We start from the raw sequence: 20,080 nt of genomic DNA on the forward strand, positions 1-20,080 counted from the left end.
GCTACCGTGACCCCGCCCGCACCCGCTGGATCTCGAGGAGGACACATGACCGGTCGACTGTCCGGCAGGACGGCCCTGATCACCGGGGCCGGATCGGGGATCGGGGAACGGGTCGCGCAGCGGTTCGCCGCCGAGGGCGCGACCGTGGTGCTCACCGACCGGGACCAGCAGGCGGCCGAACGGGCCGCCGGGGCCTGCCCCGGTGCGGTGGCGATCCGGCTCGACATCTCCGACGAGGACAGCGTGGCCGCGGGCTACGCCGCCGCGGCGGAGCGGGGGCTGGAGATCGACGTCGTGGTGGCCAACGCCGGGGTACAGCTGTTCGGCCAGGACGCGCCCATCGCCGATCTCGACCTCGAGGTGTGGAACCGCACGGTCGGGGTCAATCTCACCGGCACCTTCCTGACCGTCAAGCACGCCGTGCGCGCCATGCTGACACCCGGCCGGTCCCGGCCCGGCGGGTCGATCATCCTCACCGGCAGCCCCACCGGGTTGAACGGCGAGGGTGCCGCGTTTACCGCGTACAGCAGTTCCAAGGCCGGCATCCACGGGCTCGCCCGCACCGTGGCCGCGGCCTACGCGGCCGACGGGATCCGGGTGAACACCGTGGTCCCCGGATACACCGAGACCCCGCTGGTCACCGCCATCTCCGGCAACGCGGAGGACCGGGCGGCGATCGTCTCCCGCATCCCGCTCGGCCGGCCGGGTCGCCCCGAGGACGTCGAGGGGATCATGGTCTACCTGGCCGCCGACGAGTCGGCCTACGCCACCGGCAGCCTGTTCCGGGTGGACGGCGGGATGACCACCCTGTGACCCCCGCCGACCCCTGGCTCGACGATGAGCAGGCCCCGCGGACGGTGCGGCACGGCGCGTGGTCGGTGCAGCTCACCGACGACTCCGTCGACGAGATCCGGTACGGCGGAACGCTCGTGCTGCGCGCGGTGCGCTGGGTCGTCCGGGACGAGAACTGGCGGACCGTGGACCTCGTCGTGACCCACCGGCCTCTCCCGGACGGCGGGGAGGACGAGCTGATCCTGGCCGTCGAGGGCCGTTCCGTCGACCCCGCCGTGGGGGTGGTACTGACCGGCCAGTTGGTCCTCCGACCCGGCGTGCTCCGGTACGAGATCACCGGGTCGGTGCGACACCCGTTCCGCCGCAACCGATTCGGGCTGGTCGCCCTGCATTCGCCGGAGTGGGCCGGCACGCCGGTGACCGTCACGCACCCCGACGGGACCGGTTCCGACATCGTCGTGCCGGAGGAGATCGCCCCGCATCAGCCGGCCCGGGACATCGCGGCCCTTCGCTGGCGGGTCGGGACGCTCGCCGTCGAGATGGACGTGGTGGGCGACGTCTTCGAGATCGAGGACCAGCGCAACTGGACCGACGCCTCGTTCAAGACCTACAGCACCCCGCTCAGCCGGCCGTTCCCGGTGGAGCTCGGCCCGGACGACGCGGTCACCCAGGCCATCGAGGTGCGCTGTGCGCCGTCCGGGGCCGGACCCGGCCGGCCCGCATCGGCCGCGCCCGTGCCGGCCGGCGCCTCGCAGCACGAGCAGTCCTGGGTCTTCCCCGAGATCGCCCTGGGGGCGTCCACCGCCCCCGACAGCGCCGCCCTGGACAGCACCGGCCCCGACCGGCGCTGGCCCGGCACTGTGCTCGTCGAGCTGGATCTGGCCGCGGCGAACTGGCGTGCGGCCCTGGCCCGCGCCGCGGGTGAGGGGGAGCGCCTGGACGTCCGGTTCGTCTGCCCGGGTCCCGCCCCGATCGCCGACGCCGTCCGGAGCCTCGCCGGGCACCCCGTGGCCCGCGTCGGCGTGGTCGACGGCGCCACCCACGTCAGCGAGCCGCCGCTGGTGGCCGCGCTGCTGGACGCGCTGGCCGGGATGCAGCCCGGCCCGGAGCCGGTGCTGGGCACCCGCGCCCACTTCACCGAGCTCAACCGCACGATCCAGCGCCTGGATCTGCCCGACGGCGCGGGCGTGGCGTTCAGCCTGACCCCGCAGATGCACGACCGCTCCCGACGCCAGGTCATCGAGTCGGTGCCGGTACAGCGGCGGGTGGCCGAGCAGGCAGTGGCCCTCGCCGCGGGGGCGCGGGTGCACATCGGCCCGGTCACCCTGCGGCCCCGGTTCAACGCGGTGGCCACCGCGCCGGCGCCGCCGGACCCGGCCATCGAGGTGAGCGCCGGGTACGGCGCCGAGTTCGTCCCGGAGGCGACCGACCCCCGACAGGTCTCCGACGGCGTCGCGGCCTGGGCCGTGGCGAGTGCGATCGCGCTGGCCGTGCCGGGCGTCGTGTCGCTGGCGTACTTCGAGACCTGCGGACCGCGCGGGGTGGTCACCGCCGCAGGGGAGCTGCTCCCCATGGGCCGCGCCGTCGAGTGGCTCGCCGAGCTGTCCGGAGGTCGGGTGCTGGCGTCCTCGCCGGCCACCACGGCGGACCCGGTCACGCACGTCGCGGTCCGCACGTCCGACACCCTGACGGTGCTGGCTGCCAACCTCTCCGCCGGTGCACGCGAGATCGAGATCACCGTCGGGGCCGGTTCTCCCGGAGAACTCACACACTCCGCCGGTACGGTCGGCCGCGTCGCCGACCGGGACGGGGTGCTGACGCTCACCGTTCCGGCGGCCGGGGCGGTGCGCTGGGTCCGGTCGTAGGGTGCCGCCGTCCGACGTCCTGTGATCCCCGGGAGGGAACCCCACCATGACCGAGGCCTTCATGCCGTTGCAGCGCAACCGGTTCGACCCGGTGCCTGAGCTGGGGCAGCGGCGCAGCGAGCAGCCGGTGAGCAAACTCGAGTTCCCGTTCGGCATCTCGGCCTGGCTGGTCACCCGGTACGCCGACGTCAAGCAGGTGCTCGGGTCGGTCGACGGGTTCAGCAACGACTTCCGGCGGTTGACCGCGGCCGCCGGGGCGGGCGACGACGACACCACCGTGGATCCCGGCGGCCTCGGATTCGCCGACCCGCCCGACCACACCCGCCTGCGCAGGCTGCTCACGCCCCAGTTCACCGTGCGGCGCCTGGCCCAGCTCGGCCCCGGGATCGAGAAGATCATCACCGGGCGTTTGGACGCCATGGAGCAGGCCGGGCCGCCGGTGGACCTGGTGGCCGAGTTCGCCATGCCCATCCCGTCCCTGGTGATCTGCGAACTGCTGGGGGTGCCGTACGAGGACCGGGAGACGTTCCAGTCGCTGTCGGAGTCGCGGTTCGACCTGTTCGGCAACCTGGGCGATCCGATGGGGGCGATCACCGCCTCGCTGCAGTACCTCACCGGCCTGGTCGAGCAGCAGCGCCGCGACCCGGGGGACGGGTTGCTGGGCATGCTGATCCGGGAGCACGGCGACGAGATCACCGACGCCGAACTGGCCGGTCTGGCCGACGGGCTGCTCACCGGCGGGCACGAGACCACGGCCAGCAGCCTGGCCCTGGGCGCCCTCGTGCTGATGGAACGGCCGGATCTGGCCGCGTCGCTGCGGGATTCCGACACCGACACCGCCGCGGTGGTGGAGGAGCTGCTGCGCTACCTGACCGTGGTGCAGGTGGCGTTCCCCCGGTTCGCGCGGACCGATCTGGAGATCGGTGGTCAACGGATCGCCGCGGGGGACATGGTGCTGTGTTCGCTGTCCGCCGCCGACCGGGACTCCGAGCTGGTCGGCCGGCCCGACGAGGTCGCCCCCGATCAGGCGGTCACCGCGCATCTGGCCTTCGGCTACGGCATCCACCGCTGCGTCGGGGCCGAACTGGCCCGCATCGAGCTGCGGGCGGCGTTCCCGGCCCTGGTGCGGCGGTTCCCCGGGCTGGCCGTGGCCGGGTCGGCGGCCGATCTGACCTTCCGCGAGTACTCCCTGGTGCACGGCATGGACGCGCTGCCCGTCACCTGGTGACGCGCGGCCGGGTCAGCGCAGGACGGCCCGGCAGGCCAGGTGCAGGGCCAGCCGCACGCCGGGGTCGTGCATGTCGACGCCGAGGATCTCCTGGATCCGCTGGACCCGGCCGGTCACCGTGTTGCGGTGCACACCCAGGGCCTGCGCGGTGGCGGCGATGCCGGACTCGTGGTCGAGATAGCTGGTCAGGGTGACGAGCAGGACGTCCGCCTCCCCGCGGCTGCCCGCCGCGTCCGCCCCGCGCAGCGGAGCCAGCAGGGAGCGGGCGGCCGGCAGGAACGTGTCGTTCTCGGTGCGGGCGAGCAGCAGCTGTTCCAGGCCGAGTCCGTCGACGCGGACGAACCAGTTGTTCCCCGACCGTTCCGCGGCGATGCGTGCGGCGTCGGCGGCCTCCCCGAGGGTGGCGGCGAGCCCGGCCCGATCGGCCTGCAGGGAGCCGACCCCGCCCGCCACGTTGAAGGACCGACGCAGGCTGTCGTGGACGGCCCGCAGTTGGTGCACGTGCCGCTCCAGGTCCCGCGGGCTGGGGGCGGGGACGAAGCGCAACCAGGCGGTGATGCCCCGGCCCTGGACGGCGGCGTGCGACTCGACGCCCAGCCCGGACAGCGCGGTGCCGACCGCCCGCAGCAGGGCGAAGGTGTCCAGCCGGGTGCGCCCGATGACCCGGTACCCCAGGTGGTAGCCGGTGGTCCGCCAGCCCCGCTCGGTCATCCGCCGCTCGACCTCCTGGTCGTGGCCCTCGCCCAGGTCCAGGAAGTCGCGCAGCAGGTCCGAGGTCACCGACGCGTCGGTGACGGTGGCGACCTCGTCGATGAGGATGCGGGCGGCGACCGCGGGCATCGCGATCTCCGCGGCGACGGCCAGGGCGTCGAGCTGGCTGTCCCCGATGCCGGGGGCGAAGAACGCCAACCGCAGACCGGGGCGGGACGGGCTGTCCACCTGGACGGTGGCCACCGACACCTCGGGGGTGTGCACGATGCTGGTCCACCGGTCGTGCTGCACCAGATCGGGCCGGTCGGTGAGCCATCCGGCCAGCTCGCCCCCGTGCTCGTCGATCACCCCGGCGGCGTCCAGCAGGGCGACCCCGCTGCCGGTCACCGCGGCCAGGTGGCCGAGCAGATCGCCGAGGTCCTGCGCCGAGTAGCGGAACGCCGCGGTCAGTCGGCGGACCAGGTCCAGCACGATGGCGTCGCGGGCCAGGGCGAGTCGCCAGCAGGTCTCGGCCAGTTCGACCGGCCGGGCCACCGTCAGCACCGCCAGGTGCAGCCGGTCGGCCAGCCGTCGGGTCCCGGTGTCGAGCCGGTCGGCGTCCGGGACGGCCAGCGCGGTGTATCCGCGGTCGCGCACCCGCCGCAGCATCGCGTCCACCCGCCACGGCTCGCCCGGCAGCGGGGTGGCCACGATGGCCAGTCGACCTGCGCCGTCGGTGTCCAGGAGATCCTCGGTCAGCGCGAGCAGCGCGGTCGGCCACGCGCCGCCGACGGGCCCGGCGACCTGCCGCAGACCGCCGTCGGCCGGTTCGGCGGCCAGGGCGGGCAGATCGATGCCGCTCACCCGGACGCGCCCGGTTCCAGGTCGGTGACCCCGTAGGCGGCCGGGGTGACGCGGCGGAGGCGTTCGGGCCGATCGGTCCACCAGGTCGGTGCGGCGAGCTCGATCACCGCGATGTGGTGGGCGGGGGACAGATCGGTGATCTGCAGGACGGCGCGGGTGCGCACGTCGAGCACGGCCAGGATCGTCGGTGCGGCACTGATCAGCACCCCGTCGGTCATGAGGGCCAGTGTCTCCGTCCGGGTGATCAGCCGGTGCACGGCCCCACCCGGGCCCAAGAGGTGGAAGGACTGCACCTGGGGGTCGACCGGGTCGGTGAGCACGGCCTGGATGCGGCCCTGGGCCAGCAGCCGGCCACCGATCGCGGCGGCGAGATTGCCGATGGACGCCTCCCGCGCGGCCACGAACGCGCGGCCGAGGGTGAGGGCGCGGGTGGTCGACCCGGTCACGGCGTGCTCGACCAGGTCGCCGGCGGTGAAGCCCCCGACGACCACCGCCCCGGTGCCCCCGGACAGCCGCAGCGCCGCGCGGACCATCGCCTCGGCGTCCATCGGCCGGGGCCGGTCGACCAGCCCGACGCCGTCACCGGTGGTGGTCGCCACCACCAGCCCGGGGACCCCGTCGACGAGCAGGCTGACCTGGTCGATGCCGGGCAGGGCCCGGCCCATGCAGTCCGCGTCCAGCAGGGTGCGGCCCTGCGCGACGACGAAGCCGGTGAGCCCGTTCAGGCCGCCGATCTCCAGGGTGCACAGGGCCGGGGCGGTGGTCCCCGTCCACCGCTGCACCGCGGCGACGGCCGCGGTCAGCAGTTCCGGGCCGGGCAGCCGCTCGGTCATCACCATCGTCGACCCGGCCAGGGCGACGGCCAGGCAGGGTGTGGCCGGGTCCACGGCATCGGCCGGCACCACCTCGATCGGCCACGGGGCGCCGAGGGCCAGCAGCTCGAGCTGGGTGGTGGCGCCGCCGCCGCCCGATCCGAGCAGGGCGCACCCGTGCGCGAGGGCGTCGACGTCACGGCGTTCGACGCGGAGGCTCACGGGCGGCCAGCCTAGAGCGCGGCGCCCGCGGTCCGCGCGATCCGTTCCACCGGGACGAAGTCCTCGGACAGTCCGAAGGCCACCGGCCCGAAGGTGACCAGGGCCTCGGGTGTGCGCATCAGGTCCGGGGTGGAGATGCCCAGCACCCGCACCCGCTGGCCGTACCGCAGCCGTTCGGTGGTGATCGGCTCGGCGGTCTCGTGGTCCAGCACGCAGATCAGGTCGGGCACGATCGCCAGCAGCTCCCCGTCCCGGTGGGCGGTGAGATTCTCGTTCTGGAAGGAGATCTCGAGCTCCGCGCCGGACCCGGTCGGCGCGATGCGGACCCGACCCCGGGCGAAGCCCTCGGTGGTCCGCCGTTCTACGTCCACGATCTTGCCCTCGAACAGGTCGACCACGTGGTGGTAGAGGGTGGGGGCGAGCACCTTCTGGATAGCGTCGAACGGAGAGCGCTTGTCCTCCCGGGCGATCCGGATGGCCCGGCCGAGGGACAGGGCCATCGAGATGGTCCGCGGGACGGCGGTGCGCCGGACGTCGGCGCCGCTCATCGCGTACTCGGCGATGTGCCCGACGCCGCCGAGGCGGATGGTGACCGCGCGGGCGAGCCACTCCAGCTGGCGGTCGTCGTCACCGGTGTCGATGACGATCTTCTCGCCCCGCTCGCCGGCCAGGGCCAGCGGCGACCCGTGCACGCCGTAGACCGCGAAGGTCTCCATGGACAGCTCCGGGAAGGCCCGGCCCATCCCGTCGGCGTCGACCACCGGCAGGCCGGTCTCCGCCGCGACCACGAACGGGATCATCGAGTTGATCCCGCCGCACTCGATGGGCATGGTGGCGTCCGCCGTACGCCCGAGGTGCTCCTCGAGGGTGCGCAGCGCGAGCGTCGGCTCGGTGCCGGCCGGGATCTTCTCGATCATCACCGTGGGCGCGCCCATCTGGGCGGTCGGGATGACGAACGCGTCGTCGGGCAGATCGGCCGGGTCACCGGGGTCGAGCACGGTGATCGAGCCGGCGCCCAGCGCCTGCTCGACCAGCTTGGAGCCGATGTACGGGTCCCCTCCGCCGCCGGTGCCGAGCAGGGTGGCGCCGCGGGCGAGATCGGGCAGATCGGCGGCGGTCAGCTGCCAGCTCATGCTGTGACCGCGGGGACGCCGGTGACCGACACGCCTTCGGCGGTGGTGCCGTCGAAGCGGCGGGCCGGCACGTCGTACCCGAAGTAGCCCGGTCCGACCATCGCCAGGGCCGCCGGCGAGTGCCACCGAGGATCGCTGGGCGCGGCGACGACGCGGACCCGCTGGCCGTACCGCAGGCCCTCGGTGGTGATCGGCTCACCGGTGTCGTGCTCGAGCACGACGATGAGATCCGGTGTGGTGACGAGGACCTCGTCACCGGACACGCCGTCGCCGAGGGAGGCGATGAGGTGCTCGTTCTGGAAGGCCAGGGTGAGATCCCGGTCGTCGCCGGCCCCGACCGCCTGCAGCGTGGCCGTGCCGCGGGCGAAACCGGCGGTGGTGGCCCGCTGCACGTCGACCACCTTGCCGGTGAACAGCTCCCGACCGCCGAGCAGCTCGACCACCCGGGTGACCGGGTCGAGCTTGTCGGTCCGGGCGCGGGCGATCCCGGACCCCAGACCGATGCAGCGGCGCAGGGAGTCCCGTACGAGCGATTCCCGGGCCTGGGCGCCGCTCATCGCGAAACCGCAGATCATCACCGAGCAGCCCATCTCGACGGCGGCGACGCGGGCGATGCGTTCGACCCAGGAGTTGTCGATCGTCTGCAGCACCCCGACATTGCCCTTCTCGTCGGCGAAGCCGAGCGGGGAGGCGCTGATCCCGGACAGGGTGGGCAGCACCATCTGCAGCTCGGGGAAGGCGCGCCCCATCCCGTCGGCGTCCAGCAGCGGAAGGCCCAGCACCGCCGCGGCGGCGATCGGGATGGTCGAGTTGACCCCGCCGATCTCCGCGCAGGCCAGGTGGGTGACCGGCCGCCCCAGGTAGGCACCGATCGCCCGGACCGGGTCGATGATCGATTCCAGGGTGGGCAGCTTCTCGACCATCACCGTGGGCGCGCCCATCATGGCTACGGTGATCACCAGCGCGTCGTCCGGCAGTTCGTCGAGGCCGACGGCGGTGACCTCGCCGTGCTCGGCGATGGCCCGGCGGGCCAGCAGGGCGCCGATGTACGGATCCCCGCCCCCTCCGGTGCCCAGCACGGCCGCACCGCGGGCCAGGTCGTCGATGGCGTCGGGTCCGATCGACCAGGTCATCGTGCGTCCATCTCGAGATCGCCGACGGCCTTGACCCGGATGCGGGTGGCGTTGCCGGGCAGGTAGGGGATGGGCACCTCGTCGAAGTCGACGATGTCGACGGTTTCCGCCCGGGCGCCGGCCGCCACGGCCTTCTCCACCGCCTCCTGCTTCACCGCGGCGATGGTCTCCTGCCGCCGGCTCGGCTCGATGGCGATGATCTTGTCGATCTCGCCGCCGACCTGGGCGATGGAGGCGCCGATGGCGTTGGCCACGGAGTAGTTCTCCGGACGGTGCACCCGGCCGAAGATCGGGAGCTCGTCGGGCAGCAGGATGGAGCCGCCGCCCACGGCGACCACCGGGATGGGGTCGGGGGAGGTCCGCATGCGGTCCACCGCCTCGGCCACCCGTTCGGCGATGCGGGCCAGCACCTTCTGCACGAACACCGGGTCCAGGTGCGCGACCTTCGTCGCGTCGCCGATGTCGGCCCGGCCGGCGGCCACCGCGATGTCGGTGGCGGTCAGCGTGGAGCCGCCGAAGACCAGGGCCTCGGTGGTCAACCGGTAGCCGACGGATTCCGGGCCGACCTCGCCGGTGTCCAGGTCGACCAGGCTGCCGCCGCCGATGCCGATGGACAGCACGTCGGGCATGCGGAAGTTCGTCCGCACCCCGGCCACCTTGACCTCGCCGGCCGTCTCCCGTGGGAAGCCGCCGACCAGCAGCCCGACATCCGCGGTGGTGCCGCCGACGTCGACCACCGCGCAGGTGGTCAGCCCGCTGGTGACCGCCGCCCCGCGCATGGAGTTCGTGGGGCCGGAGGCGAAGGTGGCCACCGGGTAGCTGCGGACGAAGCCCTCGTCCATCAGCGTGCCGTCGTTCTGGCTGAGGTAGATCGGCGCGGTGATGCCCTGGGCGCGGGCGGCCGCGGTCAACCCGTCGACGATCTCCCCGGCCAGCTCGCTGAGCGCGGCGTTGATGATCGTGGCGTTCTCCCGCTCGAGCAGGCCGATGCGGCCGATCTCGTGGCTGAGCGAGACGGCCACGTCGGTCGGTCCGTCCGGCCCGCCCTCGGCGAACACGGCGCGGACGATCTCCGCTGCGCGCACCTCCAGGTCGTGGTTGACCGGGCTGAAGACGCTGGAGATGGCGACCGACCGGATCCCGTGGGCGAGCATGTCGCGGGCGTGCGTCCGCAGCTCCTCGGGGTCCAGGGGGGAGATCGGCCGACCGTCGAACTCGTACCCACCGTGGGCCAGGTACGTCCGCGCCGACAGCGCCTCCACCAGGGGCTGCGGCCAGTCGATCATCGGCGGCAGCGACCGGGTGGCCGGCAGCCCCAACCGCAGGGCGGCGGTGGGGGCGAGCCGCTTGGCCTGCACCAGGGCGTTGATGAAGTGCGTGGTGCCGATCATCACCGCCCGGATCTCCGGGCCGGTGAAGGCGTGCTGGGCCCGCAGCGCCTCGATGGCCTGCACGATGCCGGTGGTGACGTCCGGGGTCGTGGAGTGCTTGACCCCGGCCAGCGTGGTGGCGCCCTCCATGAGGACGGCGTCGGTGTTGGTGCCGCCGACATCGATGCCGATGTGCATTTCGGTGCTCCTGGATCGCGGTGGTTCGGCCACCGGGACGTGCGGCGGCACAGGACGTTCGGGGTGGGACGGCTCAGACGGTGGTGCGCTCCGCGGCCTTCTCCGGCGTCCGGGTCTCCCCCATACCGGTCACCAGGCCGAGCCGGCCGGCGACGATGTACAGCACCATCGACAGCACCAGGCTCAGCACCGACGGGATGCCCCAGGTGACGAAGTAGCCGATGACCGACGACAGCGCCCAGATGATCAGGGTGGCCGGGACCAGCCGCGGTGCGGTGGCGGGCAGCGCCCCGCTCTGCCGGCTCGACTCCAGGTCCGGCCGCCAACGGCGGACCACGAAGTACTCGGCGACCATGATCCCGGCGATGGGCGGGAAGACGACCGACAGCACGATCAGGAACTGCATGAAGTTCTCGAGGATGCCGGCCGCGGCCAGCACGGTGCCGGCCACACCCAGGATGACGGTGGCCGGGACGCGATGCAGCTGGCGGCGGAAGGCCACCGACACGAAGTTGAGCAGGCCCAGCGACGCGGAGTAGAGGTTCCAGTCGTTGATCTTGAGCGTGCCGGTGATGACGATGAGCAGCCCGATGAAACCGATGGACGACGTCACGATGGCGACGATGTCGCCGCTGCGGGCGGCGTGGGCCAGCAGGACGCCGGACAGCCCGATGACGAACTCGCCCAGGCTCACCCCGACCACGGTCTGCTTGACGACATCGGCCGGGGTGCGGTTGAACCGGGTCATGTCGCCGGTGATGATCGCGCCGACGATGACGCCGCCGGCCACGATGCCCGATCCGGTGAGGATGGAGATCTGCGGCCCGGCCGGTGCGCTGGACAGCAGGTCACCCAGGTCGTGCCGGGACAGCTCGGCGATGACGGACCAGGCGACCAGGACGAGGAACAGCGGCACGGTGATGTTGGCGAGCACCTGCATGCCCTTGAACCCGAACGCCACGATGGCGGTGACGGCCAGGCCGCAGATCAGGCTCCAGGCCCACCCGGGCATCGCGCCGGGCATCAGCGAGCCGAGCGAGTCGGCGGCGATGGCCGACTGGATGCCGAACCAGCCGATCAGGCTGATGCCGACGGCCAGACCCACGATGGACGCGCCGACCTCGCCGAAGCCGGTCCAGCGGGCCAGCAGTGCGGTGTTCAGCCCCTCGCGCTGGGCGATGATGCCGACCAGGCACATGATCACCTCGACGATGATCGAGCCGAGCAGGATGGCCAGGAAGGCGTTGCTGAAGCTCATGCCGTAGCCGAGGGTGGCGCCCAGCAGGAACTGCGACAGGGCCGAGATCTGCCCGAACCGCTGGACGGCGATGGGGAACCAGTGCCTCCGGTCGGTCGTCGGCACCCGTGACAGGGTGTAGTCGTCGATGTGGGCACTGCTCGTGGCGCCTGCCGCCATGACTGCTCCTCGGGGTGATCGCAACAAGTGCTGATCACGCTAGGTCGTCACACTCCGGTGGGCCATGTGCAGGGCGTCGATCGGTTCGGCCTGGATGTGCGGACTGCACACGGGCATGTGACGGCCCGATGACCGGGTGCTCAGGTGCTCAGTGCGAACTCTGCTCGCCGGATCGCCGGGCTCGGAGCTCACCGGCCACGACGGCGGCCGCGATGCGGTTCTCCGCCGGCGGGATCGGGCACGAGTAGAAGTCGCTGAACCCGCAGGGCGGCACGATCGCCCGGTTGAAGTCCAGGGTGAGGGCGGCGCCGTCGGGCACGGCCGGGAAGCGCAGGAAACGGCCGGGGGCGTAGCTGCTCCGCCCGGTGGTGGCGTCCGCGAACACCAGCACCAGGTGGTTCCCGTCGGCGAAGACGGTAAAGACGGAGGGGACTCCCTCGATGGTCGCCTCGACGGTGCCGGGCACGGCCTTGGTGTGGCCGTCGTCCGACGCGCGGGTGAACCCCCAGGGCACGCGCTGGATCTCGCCGGACGAACGGAACACCGCGTCGACCGCCCAGCGCGGGTCGTACTCGGCGACCTCGATCCCGGCGAAGGCGAGCCGGGTGGGGGCGGCGGCGTCGTAGATGCGCAGTTCGACGGCGGTGGCGTCGAGCCCGAAGACGTCCACGGTGATCCCGCCCGAGCTCAACAGCGGGAGGCCCTCGACGCCCAGCCGGTTTACCAGGGTCTCCCCGGTCAGCGGGGTGACGCCGGCGGCCGTGTGCAGCCGGACCGGCCCGGTGGGGGTGACGCGGACGCCGTTCTCACCGGGGACCCGCCGCACCGTGGCCGGGAGTCCGCGCACCGCCGCCGGTTCGGCCCCGACGGGCTGGTAGTCGATCAGCGCGGTGTTGCCGACCGGACCGGACACCTGCTGCAGGCGCTCCTGCTGCCAGGCGAGATGCGCGGCTGCGGCTGCGGCTGTGGCTGTGGCTGTGGCGGTGTCTGTGGAGGGCGAGGACGGGTGCGGGTCGGCCATGCGCCCATCCTGGATCACCATCGGCCGGGGCCGTCCGACGGGGTGATCGGTGTCGGCACTCCTGATGGGCTCAGTCCAGGTCGGCCATGGAGGCGGTCAACCGCCGGTCGGCCGCGTCCATCAGGGCCTTCATCCGCTCCTCGGCGAGTTCGGGGGAGCGGCTGCCGATCGCCTGGAACACCGCCTCGTGCTCGAGCAGGGTCTCCTCCAGGGTGCCGGGGACGCGCAGGGTGCGGTCGAACCAGACCTGCAGGAGCGATCGGACGCTGTGCAGGATGTCCTGCAGCACGGTGTTCCCGGCCAGGTGCGCGGCCTCGAGATGGAAGGCGATGTCGGCCCGGACGAACGCCTCGACATCCCCGCCGGCCGAACGCATCCCGTCCATGTGCACGCCGAGTCGGGCGATGCCCTCCTCGGTGGCCCGGGCGGCGGCCAGCCGGGCGGTGATCACCTCGAGGTACTCCCGCACCTCGATGAGGTCCCGGGTCCGGGGCTGGCCGAGCAGCAGGCTCCACTTCAGCGCCTGCGGCAGCATCTCCGAGCTGTCCGACGTCAGGTAGGAGCCGGACCCGGGGCGCACCTCGACGATGCCCAGGACGTCCAGGGCGGCCATCGCCTCCCGCAGCGTGGACCGGGCCACGCCCAGCGAGGCGGCCAGGGTGCGTTCGGCGGGGAGTCGGGTGCCGGGCGCGAAGTGGCCGGTGGTCAGGTGGGTCAGCAGCTGTTTGGCCACGGCGCCCACCGTGGAGTAGCGCTCCACCGGCGACGGCTGGAACGCCTCGGCCGCGGGTGGCGTCACCGCGGTCACCTCGCTTCCGGCCTGGGCACGCCCGACGGCCCGGCTTCGGGGTCGGTGGGCGGGTTCGCCGCAGTGTAGCCACGGCAGCGGCCGACGCGGGCTGGGCCGAACGAGTGGTCAATTGGTCGACCAATTGACCACCTGACGGTCTGGCCCTACCGTTTTCGCAGACGACAGACCTGCGCCGCGGCGGTCTCCAGGTCCCGTCCCGCCGGTTCCTCGACCGGCGGCATCGGCCCGTCGGTTCCCGTGAGCAGCGCCGCGGGAGCCGCGTACATCCCTGGAGTCATCGTGGACCTGGCAGCGAAGACCTCGGTCGAGAGATCGACCATCAAGAAGGTGTCGACCCGGCTGGTGCCGTTCGTCGCCCTGATGTTCTTCATCAACTATCTCGACCGGACCGCGATCTCCTTCGCCGGCCCGAACGGGATGAACACCGATCTGGGGCTGACCGCCGCGCAGTTCGGCTTCGCCTCCGGCGTCTTCTTCATCGGGTACATCTTCCTCGAGGTCCCCAGCAACATGGCCCTGCACCGCTTCGGTGCCCGCCGCTGGTTGGCCCGCATCATGGTCAGCTGGGGCATCGTGGCAGCGCTCTTCGCCTGGGTGCAGAACGTCGAGCAGCTCTACATCCTGCGGTTCGTGCTGGGTGTGGCCGAGGCCGGCTTCTTCCCCGGCGCCATCCTGTTCCTGAGCCTGTGGGTGCCCGCCGCGCACCGCAGCAAGATCCTCGCGCTGTTCTACCTGGCCCAGCCGCTGACCACGGTGATCGGTGCCCCGCTGGCCGGCGCCCTGCTCGGCGTGGACGGCGTGTTCGGCCTCGAGGGTTGGCGCTTCATGTTCCTGGTCGTCGCGATCCCGGCGATCATCGTCGGCGTCATCGCGTGGTTCTACCTGCCCGACCGGCCGGGCGACGCGAAGTGGCTCAACCGTGACGAGCAGCAGTGGCTGACCGTCGCGCTCGAGAAGGAGGCCAGCACCAAGACCAGCGGCGCCAAGCACGGCGGCGGTCTGAAGGCGGCCTTCACCAACGGTCGCGTGTGGACCCTGTGCTTCATCTACTTCGGGTTCATCTACGGCCTGTACGCCCTGGCCTTCTTCCTGCCCACCATCATCAGTGGGTTCGAGGCGCAGTTCGGGACGAAGTTCGGGTTCCTGGAGCGCGGCCTGATCACCGCCATCCCGTACCTCCCGGCCGCGGTGTTCCTCTACTTCTGGTCGCGGGACGCGCAGCGCCGCGGTGTGCGCACCTGGCACATCGCCGCCCCCGCCGTCGTCGGCGGCGTCAGCATCCCCGTCGCCCTGTACATGGGTTCGCCGGCGGCCACGGTCGCCGTCATCACCGTCACCGCGTGCGCCATCTTCGGTGCGCTGCCGAACTTCTGGACCGTACCGACCCGTTTCCTCACCGGTGCGGCCGCCGCGGCCGGCATCGCCCTGATCAACTCGTTCGGCAACATCGCCGGCTTCGCGGCCGGGTACGTGACCGGCTGGCTCAAGGACGCCTCGGGTTCCTACAACCTGCCCATGTTCGTGGTCGGCGGGCTGCTGCTGGTCTCCGCGGGGTTGATGGTCGCGTTGTCCCGGCGGGCACCGGCCCCCACGGCCGACACGGCCGACCAGCTGCCCCAGGTGCACTGATCCCGGTGACGATCGGACTGGGCACCTACGCCTACTTCTGGCGCGCCTCGGATCAGGCGGAGACGCCGATGAGCCTCGGGCAGATGATCGCGGACACCGCCGAGCAGGGCGTCGGCGTCTTCCAGATCTGCGACTACCCGGCTGTCGCCGCGCTCGACGACGAGGCCCTGGAGGCGTTGCGCCGGCAGGCCGAGCGTGGGGGAGTACGGCTGGAGCTGGGGACGAGAGGGGTCGTCCCGCAGCACCTGTCGCGCTACCTGGAGTTGGCCCGACGGCTGGACGCGGTGATCGTGCGGTCGATGCTGAACACCGCCGACCACCGGCCGGGCATCACCGAGGCGGTCGATCTGCTCGGCGAGGTGCTGCCGGCGTACGAACGGGCCGGGGTCCGCATCGCCCTGGAGACCTACGAGCAGGTGTCGTCCACCGATCTGGTCGACCTGGTCCGCACCGTGGACAGCCCGGCCCTGGGCATCTGCTCCGACCCGGCGAACTGCGTGGCGGCGCTCGAACTGCCGGCCGACGTGATCGACCGGGTGGCTCCGTACGTGGTGAACATGCACATCAAGGACTTTCGCTTCACCCGCCAGGACGGTTGGGTCGGCTTCACGCTGGTCGGCGCGCCGCTCGGTGAGGGCCTGCTGGACTACCGCGCGATGATCGAGCGGATCGACCCGGCGGCCCGCGGGCTGAGCCAGATCATCGAGCACTGGTTGCCGTGGCAGGGCACCCCCGGGGCGACCTGCGCCCTGGAACAGCAGTGGACCGACCACAACCTTTCCTACCTGAGGAGCGCGTCATGACCGTTGCACCCGACACCCGCACCGATTCCCTGACCATCGCCGTCATCGGCGCCGGCGGCAAGATGGGCATGCGGGTCTCCAACAACCTGCAGCGCACCGGGCACACCGTGCACTACAGCGAGAACTCGCCGGCCGGTCGCGACCGGGTCAGCGAGCAGGGTCGGGAGATCACCGACTCCGACACCGCCGTCGCCCAGGCCGATGTGGTCATCCTGGCCGTGCCCGACCGCATCCTCGGCGCGGTGTCGGCCGACCTCGTCCCGAAGATGCGATCCGGCAGCATCGTGCTCACCCTGGACCCGGCCGCGGCCTACGCCGGTCTGCTGGCCGAGCGGGAGGACATCTGCTTCGCCGTCGCCCACCCCTGCCACCCGTCGGTGTTCTACCAGCGGACCACGGCCGAGCAGTGGGCCGACACCTTCGGTGGCATCGCCGCGCCGCAGGAGGTCGTGGCCGCCCTCGAGGCCGGCACCGACGAGCAGCGCGCCGCCGCCGAGACCGTCATCCGGGCCATGTACGCGCCGGTGGTCGACGTGCACTGGGTGACGGTCAAGCAGCTCGCCGTCCTCGAGCCCACCCTGGTCGAGACGGTCGCCTGCATGATCGGCGCCCTGCTCAACGAGGCCCTGCAGGAGACAGTGCACACCGTCGGCGTCCCCGAGCCCGCCGCCAAGGCGATGCTCTTCGGACACATCCAGGTGGCCCTGGCCAACGGCCTGCGCGGCGACAACCCCTTCTCCGAGGCCTGTCTCATCGCCATGGACTACGGCCGCGACACCCTGATCAAGCCGGACTGGAAGAAGATCTTCGACGACAGCGAGCTCAACGGGAACATCGCCCGCATGCTCAAGCTCGACGTGGACGCGGTCACGCCCAAGGCGTGAGCCCGGGCCGGGCGGGGGTGCCGGCCCCCGCTCGGTGATTGGGGGCGGTCGACGGCGCGCAGACTGGGGCCGTCATCACCCGTCACTCGAAGAAGAGGGCCCATGTCCACCTGGCTCATCACCGGTTGCTCCACCGGCCTCGGTCGCGCGTTCGCCGACGCCGTCCTGGCCCGCGGTGACAACGCGGTCGTCACCGCCCGCGACGTCACCGCCGTGCAGGATCTCGCCGACGCCCACCCGGAGACCGCGCTGGCGGTGGCCCTCGACGTCACCGACGACGCGCAGGTCCACGCGGCGGTGCAGGCTGCGCAGGACCGCTTCGGCGGGATCGACGTGCTCGTCAACAACGCCGGTTACGGCTATCGCGCCGCGGTGGAGGAGGGGGAGGACGGCCCCGTCCGGGAGCTGTTCGACACCCACGTGTTCGGCACCGTGCGCACCATCAAGGCCGTCCTGCCGGGCATGCGCGAGCGCGGCTCGGGCACCATCGTCAACCTGTCGTCGATCGGCGCCCGCATCTCCCCGGAGGGATCGGGGTACTACGCCGCGGTCAAGGCCGCGATCGAGGCGCTGACCCTCTCGCTGCGCAAGGAGCTGGCGCCCCTGGGCATCACCGCCATGGTGGTCGAGCCCGGTGGGTTCCGGACGGACTTCGCCGGGCGTTCGCTGCGGCAGTCGGCCGAGGCGATCCCGGCCTACGCGGACACCGCCGGCAAGCGCCGCAAGGAGAACGACACGGTGCACGGCACCCAGAAGGGCGACCCGACCAAGGCCGCCGCGGCGCTCATCGAGGCGGTGGAGTGCGCGGAGCCGCCGTTCATGCTGCTGCTCGGCAACGACGCCTCCGACGGGTTCCGCGCCGCGCTCGACGCGCTGCGCAGTGAGGTCGACACTTGGGAGACCCTGTCCCGCAGCACCGATTTCGACGACTGATCCGGCGGCCGGTTCGACGATCGGGGGCCCCGGTCGTCGGATCGGGGCTCCCGCTCAGCCGTAGGTGGGTTCCTGCGGCCAGCCGTCGGGGCTGTCCTCCCAGTCCTGACGGCGGCCGTAGACGGTCCGGTCCATGATGTGCGGGACCGGCAGGATCGCCTCCGTACCGCGGGCCTTCGTCATGTACGTCAGGTACGGCGGGCCGTCCTTGAGCAGGTAGTAGGAGTACCCGGGCTGCTGTCCCTCGCGGCCCTCCGCGTCGGTCGCGGTCCACCCCCAGTCGTGGTGGTAGCTGGTGTCGAACGAGGACACCCAGCGGTGGTCCCAGCCCCGCCGGGTCCGCCAGTCCTCCAGCTTGTCGATGGGCGCCTGGGACACCATCGCGAAGGCGATCCCCTCGTCGGTGAGCCGGGACATGTTCGCCGGCAGGTTGTCCACCGCCCACGTGCAGCTCGGGCATCCGGCGTCCCAGTCCGGCCCGAACATCACGTTCTGGATCAGCAGCACGTGCTGGTCGCCGAAGAGGTCGGTCAGCCGGACGGGTCCGTCCGGGCCGGTGAAGACGTAGTCCTGCACCTCCACCATGGGCAGGCGGCGGCGGCTCGCCGAGACCCGGTCGTCGTGGCGCGTCACCTCCTTCTCGGCCTCGATCTGCGCGGCGAGGGCCGCGTCGAACCGGTCACGGTCGACCACCGGCGGGGCGGCGCTGGGCTGGGCGGGTCCGGACATCTGTGTCTCCCGTCGTCGCGACCGGGCGCGCGTGTCACGCCCGTTCTCCGGTGTTCGACCGTCGCCGGACCCGGATCTCATCGCACCGAGCAGGCCAGCGATGCGCAAGTGGCCGTATCGCGGGAGGGCACGCAGGGGCCACCATCGCTGCGGGCCGTCCCGCGGCCCCGCTCCGCCGGCCCTCGAGCCCGGCCGGGGCGGCTGCCGATCAGCGAGGACAGGGCCGTGCGCAGAGTGCATCCCGCATGGGTGATGGCCGGGGTGGCGTTCGTCGCGCTCCTGGGCGCGGCGTCGTTCCGGGCTGCCCCCGGTCCGCTCATCGTCTCGCTGCACGAGGAACGCGGCTGGTCGACGACGACCATGTCCGCCGCCATCAGCGTCAACCTCGTGCTGTACGGGCTGACCGCTCCCTTCGCGGCGGCGCTGATGCAGCGGTTCGGTCTGCGCCGGGTCACCGGGGTGGCCCTGCTGCTCACCGCGGCCGGCGCGGGTCTGTCCGTGTTCGCGCAGCAGGCCTGGCAGCTGGTGCTGACCTGGGGGCTGCTCATCGGGCTGGGCACCGGGTCGATGGCCCTGGTCTTCGCGGCGACCGTGGCCAACGCCTGGTTCGTGAGGCGGCGGGGCCTGGTGCTGGGCATCCTGACCGCCGGCGGGGCGGCCGGGCAGTTGGTCTTCCTGCCGGTGGTCGCCGCCCTCGCCGAGTCGACCGGGTGGCAGGTCGCCTCGCTGGTCGTGGCGGGCGCGGCGCTGGCCGTGCTGCCCGTCGTGGTGCTGGTGCTGCGCGATCGGCCCGCCGATCTCGGCCTCCGGCCCTACGGCGCCGATCCGGGCACGCCGATCGAGGTCGATCCGCCGCCGCCGGCGGGCGGCGCGGCGAGGGTCGCGCTGGGCGCCCTGCGCACGGCGATGCGCAACCGGTCGTTCTGGGCCCTGGCCGGTGCCTTCGCGATCTGCGGGGCCACCACCAACGGGCTCATCGGCATCCACTTCATCCCCTCTGCGCACGACCACGGGATGGCCACGACGACGGCGGCGGGTCTGCTGGCCGTGGTCGGCGTGTTCGACATCGCCGGGACGATCGCGTCGGGCTGGCTCACCGACCGGTTCGATCCCCGGTATCTGCTGCTCGGGTACTACGTGTTCCGGGGAGTCGGTCTCGCCCTGCTCCCGCTGCTGCTGGCCGAGTCCGTGCACCCGAGCATGCTGGCGTTCATCGTCGTCTACGGCCTGGACTGGGTGGCCACGGTGCCGCCGACGGTGGTGCTGTGTCGTCGCATCTTCGGCGACCGGGGGACCATCGTCTTCGGCTGGGTGTTCGCCGCCCACCAGCTCGGGGCCGCTGCGGCGGCGCTCGGTGCCGGTGTGATCCGCGAGCAGTTCGGCACCTACACCTGGGCCTTCCTGGGCGGGGCGGGCCTCTGCGTGGTCGCCGCGGTGCTGTCGATCGGACTGCGCCGGTCGGTGCCCCCCGTACCCCCGCCCGGCGGGACGCCCGCCGCGCCGGTGACCGGGGCGGCCGCAGCGGACCTCACGCCCTGATCGGTGC

General features: G+C 72.4%; 17 protein-coding genes. 8 read left to right on the forward strand and 9 right to left on the reverse strand.

Features of this window, described 5'->3' with window-relative positions; genetic code table 11:
• The first annotated feature begins 45 nt into the window (after positions 1 to 45).
• From J2S58_RS13260 to J2S58_RS13270, 3 genes are read left to right on the forward strand one after another with little or no spacing between them, the layout of a single operon-like run.
• The gene (locus J2S58_RS13260; protein ID WP_205256652.1) at positions 46 to 813 is read left to right on the forward strand and encodes an SDR family NAD(P)-dependent oxidoreductase; all 768 of its coding nucleotides are present in this window, start codon (positions 46 to 48) and stop codon (positions 811 to 813) included.
• Complete coding sequence (locus J2S58_RS13265) at positions 810 to 2,657, forward strand: hypothetical protein (protein WP_205256651.1); 1,848 nt, start codon at positions 810 to 812, stop codon at positions 2,655 to 2,657. Before J2S58_RS13260 ends, J2S58_RS13265 begins: the two co-directional genes overlap by 4 nt.
• Before the next feature lie 46 nt (positions 2,658 to 2,703).
• Complete coding sequence (locus J2S58_RS13270; RefSeq protein ID WP_205256650.1) at positions 2,704 to 3,885, forward strand: cytochrome P450; 1,182 nt, start codon at positions 2,704 to 2,706, stop codon at positions 3,883 to 3,885.
• Between the two features lie 12 nt (positions 3,886 to 3,897).
• Here J2S58_RS13270 and J2S58_RS13275 read toward each other — a convergent pair whose 3' ends face one another.
• The 8 genes from J2S58_RS13275 to J2S58_RS13310 form a co-directional block, all read right to left on the reverse strand.
• Positions 3,898 to 5,439, reverse strand: a complete 1,542-nt coding sequence (locus J2S58_RS13275; RefSeq protein ID WP_205256649.1) for a PucR family transcriptional regulator — start codon at positions 5,437 to 5,439, stop codon at positions 3,898 to 3,900.
• Positions 5,436 to 6,473 (reverse strand): S-methyl thiohydantoin desulfurase domain-containing protein, encoded by a 1,038-nt coding sequence (locus J2S58_RS13280; RefSeq protein ID WP_205256648.1) that lies wholly within the window; start codon positions 6,471 to 6,473, stop codon positions 5,436 to 5,438. Before J2S58_RS13280 ends, J2S58_RS13275 begins: the two co-directional genes overlap by 4 nt.
• A gap of 11 nt (positions 6,474 to 6,484) precedes the next feature.
• A complete protein-coding gene (locus J2S58_RS13285; protein WP_205256647.1) occupies positions 6,485 to 7,606 on the reverse strand; it encodes a DUF917 domain-containing protein in 1,122 nt (373 codons plus the stop codon).
• Positions 7,603 to 8,739 (reverse strand): DUF917 domain-containing protein, encoded by a 1,137-nt coding sequence (locus tag J2S58_RS13290; RefSeq protein ID WP_205256646.1) that lies wholly within the window; start codon positions 8,737 to 8,739, stop codon positions 7,603 to 7,605. Before J2S58_RS13290 ends, J2S58_RS13285 begins: the two co-directional genes overlap by 4 nt.
• Positions 8,736 to 10,307 (reverse strand): hydantoinase/oxoprolinase N-terminal domain-containing protein, encoded by a 1,572-nt coding sequence (locus tag J2S58_RS13295; RefSeq protein ID WP_205256645.1) that lies wholly within the window; start codon positions 10,305 to 10,307, stop codon positions 8,736 to 8,738. Before J2S58_RS13295 ends, J2S58_RS13290 begins: the two co-directional genes overlap by 4 nt.
• Before the next feature lie 73 nt (positions 10,308 to 10,380).
• Complete coding sequence (locus J2S58_RS13300; protein WP_205256644.1) at positions 10,381 to 11,724, reverse strand: purine-cytosine permease family protein; 1,344 nt, start codon at positions 11,722 to 11,724, stop codon at positions 10,381 to 10,383.
• 148 nt (positions 11,725 to 11,872) lie between these two features.
• Positions 11,873 to 12,745: a DUF1684 domain-containing protein gene (locus tag J2S58_RS13305; RefSeq protein ID WP_205256643.1), complete on the reverse strand. Its 873-nt coding sequence runs from the start codon at positions 12,743 to 12,745 to the stop codon at positions 11,873 to 11,875.
• A gap of 70 nt (positions 12,746 to 12,815) precedes the next feature.
• The gene (locus J2S58_RS13310; protein ID WP_306828535.1) at positions 12,816 to 13,544 is read right to left on the reverse strand and encodes a FadR/GntR family transcriptional regulator; all 729 of its coding nucleotides are present in this window, start codon (positions 13,542 to 13,544) and stop codon (positions 12,816 to 12,818) included.
• A gap of 372 nt (positions 13,545 to 13,916) precedes the next feature.
• Between J2S58_RS13310 and J2S58_RS13315 the strand changes: the two genes are divergently transcribed.
• The 4 genes from J2S58_RS13315 (at position 13,917) to J2S58_RS13330 (ending at position 17,805) form a co-directional block, all read left to right on the forward strand.
• Positions 13,917 to 15,185, forward strand: coding sequence for an MFS transporter (locus J2S58_RS13315; RefSeq protein WP_370881872.1), 1,269 nt, complete (start codon positions 13,917 to 13,919; stop codon positions 15,183 to 15,185).
• Positions 15,186 to 15,190: 5 nt separating this feature from the next.
• Positions 15,191 to 15,988 carry a sugar phosphate isomerase/epimerase family protein gene (locus J2S58_RS13320; RefSeq protein WP_205256640.1) on the forward strand — a complete coding sequence of 266 codons (798 nt, stop codon included), beginning with the start codon at positions 15,191 to 15,193 and terminating at the stop codon, positions 15,986 to 15,988.
• Entirely contained in the window at positions 15,985 to 16,872 is an 888-nt protein-coding gene (locus J2S58_RS13325; protein WP_205256639.1) for a phosphogluconate dehydrogenase C-terminal domain-containing protein, read from the forward strand. The genes J2S58_RS13320 and J2S58_RS13325 overlap by 4 nt, the downstream gene beginning before the upstream one ends.
• A 102-nt stretch (positions 16,873 to 16,974) precedes the next feature.
• Positions 16,975 to 17,805 carry an oxidoreductase gene (locus tag J2S58_RS13330; protein WP_205256638.1) on the forward strand — a complete coding sequence of 277 codons (831 nt, stop codon included), beginning with the start codon at positions 16,975 to 16,977 and terminating at the stop codon, positions 17,803 to 17,805.
• A 54-nt stretch (positions 17,806 to 17,859) separates the two neighbouring features.
• Here J2S58_RS13330 and J2S58_RS13335 read toward each other — a convergent pair whose 3' ends face one another.
• The gene (locus tag J2S58_RS13335) at positions 17,860 to 18,534 is read right to left on the reverse strand and encodes a DUF899 family protein (protein WP_205256637.1); all 675 of its coding nucleotides are present in this window, start codon (positions 18,532 to 18,534) and stop codon (positions 17,860 to 17,862) included.
• A gap of 225 nt (positions 18,535 to 18,759) precedes the next feature.
• Here J2S58_RS13335 and J2S58_RS13340 point away from each other — a divergent pair, with 225 nt between their 5' ends.
• Complete coding sequence (locus tag J2S58_RS13340) at positions 18,760 to 20,073, forward strand: MFS transporter (protein WP_306828538.1); 1,314 nt, start codon at positions 18,760 to 18,762, stop codon at positions 20,071 to 20,073.
• The last annotated feature ends 7 nt before the right edge of the window (positions 20,074 to 20,080 follow it).

Origin of the sequence: Nakamurella flavida, from assembly GCF_030811475.1 — a bacterium.
Taxonomy (GTDB): Bacteria; Actinomycetota; Actinomycetes; order Mycobacteriales; family Nakamurellaceae; genus Nakamurella; species Nakamurella flavida.